General features: G+C 61.6%; 12 protein-coding genes and 1 tRNA gene. 2 read left to right on the top strand and 11 right to left on the bottom strand.

Features of this window, described 5'->3' with window-relative positions:
• The first annotated feature begins 488 nt into the window (after positions 1–488).
• A tRNA-Arg gene (locus GE027_RS21930) sits at positions 489–562 on the top strand.
• On the opposite strand, the gene GE027_RS21925 is transcribed toward GE027_RS21930, so the two are convergent.
• The 9 genes from GE027_RS21925 to GE027_RS21885 all read right to left on the bottom strand — a co-directional run bounded on the left by GE027_RS21925 (position 536) and on the right by GE027_RS21885 (position 8,177).
• The gene (locus GE027_RS21925; protein WP_162006877.1) at positions 536–1,780 is read right to left on the bottom strand and encodes a tyrosine-type recombinase/integrase; all 1,245 of its coding nucleotides are present in this window, start codon (positions 1,778–1,780) and stop codon (positions 536–538) included. The two genes, GE027_RS21930 and GE027_RS21925, sit on opposite strands and share 27 nt — an antisense overlap.
• 156 nt (positions 1,781–1,936) lie before the next feature.
• Positions 1,937–2,620: a hypothetical protein gene (locus tag GE027_RS21920; RefSeq protein WP_153559372.1), complete on the bottom strand. Its 684-nt coding sequence runs from the start codon at positions 2,618–2,620 to the stop codon at positions 1,937–1,939.
• A gap of 733 nt (positions 2,621–3,353) precedes the next feature.
• Complete coding sequence (locus GE027_RS21915; RefSeq protein ID WP_153559371.1) at positions 3,354–3,878, bottom strand: class I SAM-dependent methyltransferase; 525 nt, start codon at positions 3,876–3,878, stop codon at positions 3,354–3,356.
• A gap of 162 nt (positions 3,879–4,040) precedes the next feature.
• Positions 4,041–4,889: a hypothetical protein gene (locus GE027_RS21910; protein WP_153559370.1), complete on the bottom strand. Its 849-nt coding sequence runs from the start codon at positions 4,887–4,889 to the stop codon at positions 4,041–4,043.
• Between the two features lie 652 nt (positions 4,890–5,541).
• Positions 5,542–6,297: an ATP-binding protein gene (locus GE027_RS21905; protein ID WP_153559369.1), complete on the bottom strand. Its 756-nt coding sequence runs from the start codon at positions 6,295–6,297 to the stop codon at positions 5,542–5,544.
• Positions 6,285–7,265, bottom strand: a complete 981-nt coding sequence (locus GE027_RS21900; protein WP_153559368.1) for a hypothetical protein — start codon at positions 7,263–7,265, stop codon at positions 6,285–6,287. The genes GE027_RS21905 and GE027_RS21900 overlap by 13 nt, the downstream gene beginning before the upstream one ends.
• Before the next feature lie 67 nt (positions 7,266–7,332).
• On the bottom strand, positions 7,333–7,509 hold the full coding sequence (locus tag GE027_RS21895) for a hypothetical protein (RefSeq protein ID WP_153559367.1): 177 nt from the start codon (positions 7,507–7,509) through the stop codon (positions 7,333–7,335).
• The gene (locus GE027_RS21890) at positions 7,502–7,888 is read right to left on the bottom strand and encodes a hypothetical protein (RefSeq protein ID WP_153559366.1); all 387 of its coding nucleotides are present in this window, start codon (positions 7,886–7,888) and stop codon (positions 7,502–7,504) included. Before GE027_RS21890 ends, GE027_RS21895 begins: the two co-directional genes overlap by 8 nt.
• Entirely contained in the window at positions 7,881–8,177 is a 297-nt protein-coding gene (locus tag GE027_RS21885) for a helix-turn-helix transcriptional regulator (protein WP_153559365.1), read from the bottom strand. The genes GE027_RS21890 and GE027_RS21885 overlap by 8 nt, the downstream gene beginning before the upstream one ends.
• Positions 8,178–8,579: 402 nt before the next feature.
• Here GE027_RS21885 and GE027_RS21880 point away from each other — a divergent pair, with 402 nt between their 5' ends.
• The gene (locus GE027_RS21880; RefSeq protein WP_153559364.1) at positions 8,580–8,897 is read left to right on the top strand and encodes a hypothetical protein; all 318 of its coding nucleotides are present in this window, start codon (positions 8,580–8,582) and stop codon (positions 8,895–8,897) included.
• A gap of 177 nt (positions 8,898–9,074) precedes the next feature.
• Here GE027_RS21880 and GE027_RS23630 read toward each other — a convergent pair whose 3' ends face one another.
• Together GE027_RS23630 and GE027_RS21875 are read right to left on the bottom strand one after the other, a co-directional pair.
• On the bottom strand, positions 9,075–9,209 hold the full coding sequence (locus GE027_RS23630) for a hypothetical protein (RefSeq protein ID WP_261344076.1): 135 nt from the start codon (positions 9,207–9,209) through the stop codon (positions 9,075–9,077).
• Positions 9,206–9,781 (bottom strand): hypothetical protein, encoded by a 576-nt coding sequence (locus GE027_RS21875; RefSeq protein ID WP_153559363.1) that lies wholly within the window; start codon positions 9,779–9,781, stop codon positions 9,206–9,208. The genes GE027_RS23630 and GE027_RS21875 overlap by 4 nt, the downstream gene beginning before the upstream one ends.
• Positions 9,782–9,935 lie beyond the last annotated feature (154 nt).

The raw sequence follows: 9,935 nt of genomic DNA, 5'->3' as shown, positions 1-9,935 counted from the left end.
GTCCGTAGCCGAACTCGCCAGAGTTTGGTCGTTGGAGTCTAGCCTTCAGGCGACCCAAGCTTGGCTCCGGAGCGGCTAAAGCCTGGACTCCAGCGTAGCCGAACTCGCCAGAGTTTGGTCGCTGGAGTCTAGCCTTCAGGCGACCCAAGCTTGGCTCCGGAGCGGCTAAAGCCTGGACTCCAGCACGTAGCCGAACTCGCCAGAGTTTGGTCGCTGGAGTCTAGCCTTCAGGCGACCCAAGTTTGGCTCCGGAGCGGCACAAGCCTGGACTCCAGCACGTAGCCGAACTCGCCAGATTTGGTCGCTGGAGTCTAGCCTTCAGGCGACCCAAGCTTGGCTCCGGAGCGGCACAAGCCTGTGGACTCCAGCGAGCCGAACTGGGCACAATCCACCCCGAGTCGCCAAAACCCTGAAAAAACGGGGCCCGTTCCGGCCTAGCGGGGAAAGCGAAAAGCGGTACAATGGACAGCCGTGTTTTCAAACGACACGCCTCCGTAGCTCAACTGGATAGAGCACTGGTCTTCGGAACCAGGGGTTAGGGGTTCGAATCCCTTCGGGGGTACTCTCCCGCTAGCACCAAGCCTTTCCCAGCCTTTCCCCCACCGGAAACGCTGGGTTTTTTTGTGCCTTCATCGGCTCCAGCAGACTCAGGGCGAGCAGGTGAGGGACCGCCAATGGGACCGCCGTCAGGCTGTGGGACCGCCGACGGTACCTCAACGGGACCGCCGAACTCCAAAGCTCGCTCCCAGTGAGCCTCGGTAACTCGCAGATAGTGCTTGTGGGCAATCTTGCTGCTATGTCCCATCCAGGCGTCGCAGACGTGCGACTCGAAGCGGCCCTCCAGGTCGGTGCGGCAACTGGCTCGCAGGTTCACAAACCCTTTCGGCCAGGGGATCAGGCCGGCTCGCTGAACAATCCGTGTCAACTGCGTGCGGAGATTGCTTTCCTTGTCCCGGTGGCGTCCGATGACGTACTTTGCACCTTCGGGGGCGGCATCCCATGCCGCGTCCAGCAACGGCCGCAGGGCAGGCCAGAGGGGGCAGAACCGCAAGCCCGTTTTGGGCGAGTCGATGCGGATGCGTCCGGCTTCCCAATCGATGTCCGACCAAAGCAAGGCAGTCACCTCGCTGGGGCATCGCAGGCCCGCGAACCGGCACAGCCCGAAGATCAACGCCCATTCGGTGTCACAGACCGCGATGATTCGCGCGGCGTCCTCTCGGCTGACGTAGTGATCGCGGTCGCTGTTCACTTCGCTGCCCAACTTCGTGCCAGTACCGGGATTCTCGGCCAGCAACCGGGCGTCGATGGCGTTCTTGAACAGTGTGCGGATTCGCTTGGCGTGTTTGTTGGCTGTCGACGGTGCCAGCCGGTCGGCGTGGATCATCCAGCGATGCCACGAAGCGAACTCGGCCGGGGTGATCGATGTCAACGTGCGGTCCGATCCGAAGCGACGAACGAACCATTTGACCGCCTGCCGGTAGTTGTTCTCGGTGCGGTCGGTCCGGCAGTTCTCGACAATCCAGGACTCGAAGAACGGCACACACAGCCGGCAATCGGCGGTCTGTGCGGGGCGGCTGTCGATCAAGCCCCAACGCTCAAGGCTTTTGCGAATGCTGCCCTCGGTGCCGTTCGCCCATCGCGTCGTCTCCGGGGCAGGGGGAATGTTTGCAGCGTAGGCGGTCGCCAATTCATCGACGTGCCGCGCGACGTTATCGGCTGCCCGCTTCGATAGGCTGGCAAGATAGAGGCTCCGGCGTTTGCCGTCTTGGTAAAAACGCAACCGCCACCCAGTACGGCCCCGGTCAGATTCCTTCCGCAAACTCGCCATCGGTTCAACTCCATCGGTTGGCCCATGAAAATGAAAACGCCGCGGCGGGCCGGTCATGGGAACCGGCTTTCGGGAGCTACCCTAGCCGTGGCGGTGGTCAAGGTGTGCTCAGTCGGCGGCTACCTCCGTTACCGACTTTGCGAACGGGCAGGCCGGCCCGCGGACGGTCACCTGGACCGGATCGGCGGCGATGCCGTCGTGATACTGGATGTCGCTGACTACCCGTAGGGCGTTCGGCAGCCGTACCTGGACCTCGACAATTTGCAGGTCGAAGTGATCGTAAGCCAGCGTTTCCCGCAGGGCCTCGGCTTCCGCTTCGCTCATCGCGCGTTCGCTCCAAGCGGTGAATCCATGCCCAGCGATCAGGACAGCAGGGACGAAGATAACCGCGTCGTCGTCGCTGTCAGCGGTGACCTCCGCGGTCCCGTACTTACTGGCGGCCGGTGCATTTGCTGGCTTGCGTGGCTCCCGGTCAACCATCAACGCCTCAGCCGCCCATGCACGGGCGAGGCATTCGACGGCGTAGGCGGCGGCGGTACAGTACAGACCGCTGACGCCCTCGCAGATGTCCAGCAGGTGCCGGGCTCGCGTGTGGGCCGTCACGATGTCGAGCTTTTCGCTCCGCAACGCGAACCAAACCGCGTCGGCTGCCGTTCCGATCTCCAACAGTTTGGCGTCGGTCTTGTAGTGGTCGCCGATGTCGCTGGTGATCGCTTCCAAGGCTTTGCTCGCCTCGGCAACGAAGTGTGCGGGATCTCGCCAGTCGGCAGGAACGGGGGTTTGCTGTGGCATGGTAGGATCACCTTTCGCCGCATTGGCGGCGCATGACAAAGCCCAACCACTGGTGTTCGTAACGCGGCTCTGACACCACGCCGATGGCCTTTGCTCCCCGCCTTCGCGGTTCACGGCTTCGGACACACCGCACCAATGATTGGGCTTTGTCATCTTCGTTCGTCAGATTGTCAGAGGTGGCCGTGTCGGCAACGGTACAAGAACACCGCGTCCTAGCCGGCTGGGTTACGACGCCCAGGCGGCGGCCAAACGATGCGAACATGTTTATCTTCATGGCGTTCGCGGTCAAGTGTAATTCCTGTGGTGCAACGCTGAACAACGATCTGACTTTCCCAACCTATGCGGCGGGGTTCGCGATCTCGCTGGAATCAATGGTGGTAACCGTCCACCGCGTTCGGCCGCGGCTGGCTCGGCGTCGATGCTCGGTCTCGGTCCACCCGGCTCGAACCGCTGCGGCCCGTTCTGCGATCTCGTCAGGCGTAGGGACGAATGCCCGATGGTTCCGACTTGCGAGCATCGCCGTAGGCCCTGGGGCGGCTCCGGTGAGCCGTACCGCCTCAATCAGTGGCATTCCACCGCGAACAAGGCAAGCCGCGTCTACGGTGGTCATGCGGGCCGTCTCGTCGTCCATGTGTGCCACGATAGTATCCCCAAAGATCGAAGGTGCTCGAAGCAGCAAAAGTCCAGCCGGCAGGATACCCGCAACCGCTCCGGTGCAATGCTATGGCATCGGTCATGGGTGGTCTCCTGTGTTGTGGTGGTGCTTCGAGATGAAGCACATGCCACGGGATCGCATGAACTCTCTTTTCATCGTGCTGCTTGATCGGATGGCTGCGGTCAGCTCATCATCAAACGTCATCCCGCCGTGTTGCAGCCGCTCGATCCAGTATTCCGGTGGTTGGCAGTGGACGTGGTGATGGCCCGGTTTTCCGGGCGGCGCGGCCGTCAGCACAAGCACTGTGCCGCCGCATAGCAGCGGTAGGAAGTTGGGCAAGAATCGCTCCTCGACGTGCTCGACAAATTCGACGCACCAGATCAAATCCGCTTTGTAGTCGCCGTCGATTGGGCCAGTCGTGAAGTCGTGCGTAACGATCCCATCCTTTGCCACCGTGGGGTCGCCGTCGATCCCGGCCCAGGTGGCCCCAATGCGTTCCGCCATTTCCCGCGTGCCGCCCGGACCACAACCAACGTCCAGCATGGAACGAATGTGGAAACGCTGGGCCAGCTCGGCGATGGCTCCGTGGTCAACATGGGTCACGCCAGTGTGACCGCCCAGGTGCGGCTCACTGCAAACGGGCCACGGTTTTGGCCTCGGTTTTGGCCTCGGTTTTCGTCGTCGTCGTTTCTTCGCCATTGATCGACTCGGTGAGGGGAAGCAAGCCCCGGCCGCGTTGGCCGGGGCGGAAATCGGGAGCAACAATCAACCAGCGGCGCGGGCTGCGGTACGTCCGGGATGGCCGCCTTGGCCAAGGTCGGGCATCCCCGGCATGAGAGCGTCCGTCTCCCCCTTCTCGATGCGTTGGGTCCTCAGGTCCCATGCGTCGTTCAGGTCCAGGGCTCCCAGTCGTCGAACTGCCATCGGGCGGCGTGTTTCTACACCGGCCCGCTTGGCCATCCGTGAAAAGAACTTGGCGAGGGCTTGCAGGTCGCCGTTGCCGAACTCGTCGAGAAGGTTCAGCATTTTGGCCATTTGGATGCCGCTGGTGTTCGCCATGAATAAGGCATAGAAGTCTTCCATTCGGGGCGGTTCTTCGCCGGCGAGCTCCCGCTCGATTTCCATTGCTGCGGCCTCGACGCGATGATCGACCGCTGGCATGTCTCCGATCGGCCGGCCTGGCTTGTCTGCTCCTCGGGCCATCGCCCAACGGTCGCAGGCACCAATGAAGAATTCGCAACTTAAAACCAGCCCTCGGGCTGATTCATCCACTTGCTGGCTGTGGAGTCGGCAGCGATGGTCATCGAGTTGCTGCCAAAATTCTTCGGCATCAATCCGCTTTGATTGCCCGTCTTTGAACAATCGAATCAGGGCCTGGGCGGTCGTTTGCGCCACCTCGTGGCTGACCCGCCTGAATAGTCGCTTTCGTCTTTCCTCGATGCGAGCCGCGTGCTCTGCGGCCTTCTCGGCTGCCTGGGCGTCTCGTTCGGCCTGCTGGGCGTCTTTGATCGCCTGCTGCCGGTCCTCAATTTCGCGTTGGAGCCGCGCGGCGGTCTCCGCTGCTTCTTGCTGTGCGCGTCGTGCTTCGGCTGCGGTGGGCGTGGTAGAACTCATTAATCAAACTCCAGAGGGGGAAAGGGGAAACTCAGGTACTCAGTTTGCGACGCAACGGCCGCTGACAGAACGAACAACGAACAGCGAACCGCTGGCCGGGAATCAACACCGGGCGAGCCGATCGCGGACAGTCGCGATGCATGTAATGGCCGCCCAGGTAGTCGGCAATGGACCTGCCGGCATCGGACACAAGCCATAGGGCACCGTTCGGGATGTCGCCGCCGTGCATCGTGATCGTCAGTCGGCCCCGCGGCGTCAACCGAACGTGCAAGCCATCGCCGACAAGCAGCCTCAGTTCGCCCAGGACACGCTGTAGCGGTCGATAGGCATCGGTCGGCGGCTTGATCGTTCGGATGCTCCTGCTGCCGTTCTCGCGGTCCCAGTCTGCAAGCCGTGCTGTGACTGACCTGCGTGCCGGCTTCCGTCGTCGGTGGCTCCGCTGTAATTCTCTGACTCGCTCGCGTTCGGCGCGAAGGTCGGCAAGGTATTCAGACACACCATTAGCGGTTGCACTCGCGGGTTTGGGCATTTCGGTCGGTTTTGCTGGGGTTTCCATGGTCACGGCGCTGGGGCTGCGGGGTCTTTGGCGTTGCACTGTTTCTGGCCTTCGTTTTTGACTGCTGCGGCGGTCTCGTCGCCGTTGGCGGGCGTGTCAACTACTAGCCTCTCCCACCGTCCGGTAGCTCTTCCAGCCGCAGGCGAGCACCAGCGAGCCATGGCATAGACGGTCAACCGCCTGGGCTCCTAAGCGTTCCTCGGCTTCGCTGCCGCTCGCGACGTTCATGGTGGTCCAGGTGGGCAACATGCTGCTGTAGCGGCGGTCGATGACCTCAAGGATCAATTTCTGTTGGTATTCGCTTAGAGCACCGCTCGGGGGCAGCGGGTCGGATACCCAAAGGATCGGGGCGGTCCGCGGGTCATTCCCAAACCGCACCAGCGAGCTCGGCCGGTTGGGGTCGTCGAAGTCTTCGCGCTTCAGCTCCGTGTGGAGGGTGGCGCCATTGACCCAAAGCGGACAAATGCCGTGCAGCCCAACCATTGCGTGAGCCAAGGCCATCAGTAGGTGATCTTTTCCGCATCCTTTGGTTCCGTACAAAACCACGCCTACCCCGTTTTCGATGTTCTTGGGGTCGGCTGCGTATTCCCGTAGCTTGTCGACGACTCGCTGCTGTTTGTCGTTGGTAATTTGGTAGTTGTCGAACGTGCAGTCCGCGTAACGCTTACCACGATCTCGCCGCAGCCAGTTCCATGCACGGCATGCGGCGTTCCACTGGTTCAGTAGCTCTTGATCCGCCTCGCCTGACTGAGCGGCAAGCCCTGTATTGGTTTCGAGCTCGGCCAAGCGGCTTCGCGTGGCTTTGACTCGATCGATGAAACTTACGTGTTGCTTCGTCGTCATCGTTGCCATTTCGGCTCCTCCAGAGGGTTGTAGTTAACACCCGCGCCGACGTTTGCCGTGCGCGGTTTGGGGGTATTGCTTCCGGCGTAGCCGCCGTCGAGCAGCTTTTGCACGATGTACTCGCCGTCCTTGTTCGTGCCGCCGAGCAGTTTCGGAAGGGTGAACCAAGAGCCGCGCACGAACTCGGATTCCTTGACGGCTTTCCTGACGGCCTCATGGTCGCTGAGCAGCCCCCGCAGCTCGGGGCTTCGGTTGACTCGCTTCCATCCGGCGACGACGCCCTTGCTCGGCTTGTCGGCGACGCCAGCGTGAACAAGGCCATCCGCTTTCAGTTGATTCCAAAGCTCAATCCACGCGATCAACTCGCGGTCAGCATCGCTTGCCGATGCGAGAGGGTTATTCTTTTCCTTCTTGTCGTTCTCATGCTTCTCTTCTTTCTCTCCCTTCTTGTTTGTGTCGGTTGGTTGTCGTTTGCCTGTCGGTTGGTTGTCGTTTGCCTGTCGGTTGGTTGTCGTTTGCCTGTCGTCCCCACCACCAGAACCGCCTGTTGTGTCGAACAATTTCCCGTCTTTTGCAGGCTCGTTTATCTGTCGTTTGCCTGTCGTGCTTGAGTGTCGGGTGCCTGTCGTCTCGCCTGGCTCTGGACGCTGGTACGTCAACCAGTTAGTTACCGAAACCACGCTCCAATGGGTGTCGGGCTCGATAGTCACCATGCCCATCGCTTGCAGCCGGGCCAGTCGGTCGCGGAATGTCGATTGCTTCCACCCCAATTGCTCGGCCGCTGCCCGTCGTCCAACGATGGTTTGGCCTGCGTCGAGATTGACAATCGTCTTACCTCGCCCTGTCCGCATGGAAACGGCGCGGGGCTTGATCGACGCACGAAGCAGCAACCAGAGGAACAGTTGCAGCAAATAGGCGTCCTGAAATACCGCCGAGTCGAGCGTCTGGCGGTGCAGGCGAATCCAGCCGTCCATCATCGGTCCTCCCTGGCGATCAGCGGCCGCGCTAGATTGCGGGCGTGGTAGGGTTGTCGCTCTGGGTAGCTCATCGCGTCTCCCCCCGGTAGCAATCGGCTCGCCAGGCTATCCATTCTTCGTAGGGCGTGGTGGTCGTCTGGCTGGGGTCGCGGAGCCCCCGCCAATAAAAACACCAATCGATGAACCTGAGGTGGTCGTCTTGGCCGGGGACTGCGTCCGTATCGTTGGATGGTCGGTCACTCATCGGCCGCCTCCCCGTCGTCACAGGCCACCAACACCGCGGCCATAGATCCGCTGGGCGTCGAGCGTTTGCCCGATTCGCGGGCCAAGCCTTCACGTCGCAGCCGCAGGGCAAGAGAACACACACTTTGCAGCGGCAGTTCCATCGCCTCGGCTAGCTCGTGGCGCGTCCGGCCGCGTGGTCCAGCGGCCCGCAGAGAGTCCAGGGCGGTAGCCAGCCGGCCCGTGAGCTTCGGCTGGGCGGCCTGGTAGGCATCGCGGCGCGTCTCTGATGCGACCGCTGGCTCTCCGCCGACAAAGAGCGATTGTTGGCGGGGGTGTGTGTTCGTGGTACAGTGAGCATGACGGCCGCAATCGTCCGCTCGGGGGTGCTCGCTATTCATCGGCAGCACCCCCGTTTTTTTCTTGCAGGGCGGCCAGTACCGCGTCGGTGTCATACCTGACCGACCGGCCCAGGCGAATACAGGGGATCTCGCCGGATCGCGTCAGGCCATCGACGTGGGACTCGGATACGCCCAGGTGCTCGGCCAGCCCCTCGCGGCTCAGTAAGCCGCCGGCTCGCCGCTCGATCAGCGGGCGGATTTGGTCCAGCACGGCGGCGGTGATCCGCTCGACCAGGGTATCGGGGTCGCATCCGTGAAGCATCGTGGCATCGGTGGGCGTGCTACGCATCGGTGCGGCCCTCCTCTGGCTGAGACTGCCCCACCGCAGAAAAGAACTCGGCCAGCCATTCTTGCGTGGTCCGATAGCCTCCGGTCAGATAGATGCATCGGAGACGGTGCCCCCGCAGGCCGGACCGTCGCCAGCGGTAGACGGCCTCTCGCGAACACGGGACGCCCGTCATGGATCGGGCGAGGGCAGGCACGTCCCGTAGCGGGACGTATTGAGCCGGGGCGGCTGGGTCATTGGTCATAGCTCTACCTCCGTGGGTGTAGAGCTGGCCAATCCCGCGCAAAAAAAAACGAAGCGGGCGCAGTCCATCTAAGGACTTGGCCAGCTCCGTTGTTCGGTCGCTGTAGTTGCACGCCGTGGCGTGCTGTGTCGGTATGATAGCGTTCGGTCGGAAGGCGTCAAATGGAATTTTTGAAAAACTTCCTCGGGTGCATCGAGTCGCTACCGTCCGGCGATCCGTCGCGCCGCGTCGATCAGCTCGGCCCGTTGGGCGTCGTCGAGTCGCTCCCAGATGGCCAGCAGCTCGGCTGCTTGATCGTCCTCCCCGTGCAGCGATGGGACCGCCTGCGGGACCGCCTCAGATCCGGCTTGCCGTTTTCCCTTGGCTTTTCCGCCTGTGTTCAACCCCCTTCGGGGGTACTCAGTACCCAATCTGCCGACATCACCCGCCAGCACGGCGGGTTTTTTCGTGCCTTCTCGGCTGGTGCCGACCACTCCTGATCTCGTGCGGTCTTTGCCGCAGTATCGCTCGAGCCAACGTTCCATTTCCTGTCGGGGATCCTGCAAGCAAAACACCACGGCGGGCCAGTCAGGAAACCGGAGAAGGCTGCGCCGGGGTCGGGCCTTGTGTTCGGTGTTTAGGTGGAGGTGCTGTTCAACGTTCGCAGCGTCTTGACGCTACTGCGGGGACTTCTGGTGCCGCCGTCCCGCTCGGCGGACGAGGTTCGATACGCTGTCCTCACCCGGCAGGCCGAACCGCGGTCCCAAGTCTTGGGAGGCTTCGATGGTGATGGAATCAGGATGAACTTTCATTCTTCGGTCTCGTCGGTGTTTTGGCTCAATGCATCACCGAGCTGAGCCATGAAGTAGCCAAGTTCGCTGTTGTTTTGCCGAGCCTGCTCTTTCCATTCCTCTTCGGTCAACTCAAAAGCTCGTTCACCAACTCGTTCGACTTCATGTCGAGTACTCTGGATGACCACGCGACCGTTGGCGTTGCTGAACCACTCCACGTAGAGACATTTACGCCAAGAGAACGGTGGTTTCTCGCCGGCCAGTAGGCGACGAACCAGCTCGTCGTTGGGGATGTCATGATGTTTGATCATCTGGTCGGCTGTAATGTCACCGACATGTCCGGATTGATTCAGGTTGATGCTGGAATAGTCGAAGGGAGCGTCTTCGTCGCTTCGAGATTTCTCGTCGGGTAACTCAGGTTCGACGCGATGGATTCGAAACTTCCAGCCGGCCAGATCCGGGTGGCAGTTGCCGGCAAGTTTCAATTGCAACGGATCTCGGAAGCTGTCAAGTTGCAGCCAACCAATCGTCCAGCCCCGCTGGGTGTTATCCAACTCGCCGGTTTGCAATAGCCGTTCGGGTCGCCATGCCATATCGTTCTTTCCAAAATAGAAGACTGAGTTGGAAGTTTACCAGACTGACGACCGTGCTGTGGTTCGGCGGAACGACTAAGCACGTCGGCATGAATCTTTCGGTGCAACCCCGCGACAACACCCTCCCGCGCAGCGGGAGGGTCGGGCTCTTAGG

This window comes from Roseimaritima sediminicola, assembly GCF_009618275.1.
GTDB lineage: Bacteria > Planctomycetota > Planctomycetia > Pirellulales > Pirellulaceae > Roseimaritima > Roseimaritima sediminicola.
Note: the sequence above shows the minus strand (reverse complement) of the source record. Positions and strands in the feature narration are given on the sequence as shown.

Excerpts from the sequence above, each read along its gene's own strand:
- GE027_RS21920 (WP_153559372.1), bottom strand. The coding sequence starts at position 2,620 with ATGCCACAGCAAACCCCCGTTCCTGCCGACTGGCGAGATCCCGCACAC.
- GE027_RS21910 (WP_153559370.1), bottom strand. The coding sequence starts at position 4,889 with ATGAGTTCTACCACGCCCACCGCAGCCGAAGCACGACGCGCACAGCAA.
- GE027_RS21905 (WP_153559369.1), bottom strand. The coding sequence starts at position 6,297 with ATGGCAACGATGACGACGAAGCAACACGTAAGTTTCATCGATCGAGTC.
- GE027_RS21900 (WP_153559368.1), bottom strand. The coding sequence starts at position 7,265 with ATGATGGACGGCTGGATTCGCCTGCACCGCCAGACGCTCGACTCGGCG.
- GE027_RS21895 (WP_153559367.1), bottom strand. The coding sequence starts at position 7,509 with ATGAGTGACCGACCATCCAACGATACGGACGCAGTCCCCGGCCAAGAC.
- GE027_RS21890 (WP_153559366.1), bottom strand. The coding sequence starts at position 7,888 with ATGAATAGCGAGCACCCCCGAGCGGACGATTGCGGCCGTCATGCTCAC.
- GE027_RS21885 (WP_153559365.1), bottom strand. The coding sequence starts at position 8,177 with ATGCGTAGCACGCCCACCGATGCCACGATGCTTCACGGATGCGACCCC.
- GE027_RS21880 (WP_153559364.1), top strand. The coding sequence starts at position 8,580 with ATGGAATTTTTGAAAAACTTCCTCGGGTGCATCGAGTCGCTACCGTCC.
- GE027_RS23630 (WP_261344076.1), bottom strand. The coding sequence starts at position 9,209 with ATGAAAGTTCATCCTGATTCCATCACCATCGAAGCCTCCCAAGACTTG.
- GE027_RS21875 (WP_153559363.1), bottom strand. The coding sequence starts at position 9,781 with ATGGCATGGCGACCCGAACGGCTATTGCAAACCGGCGAGTTGGATAAC.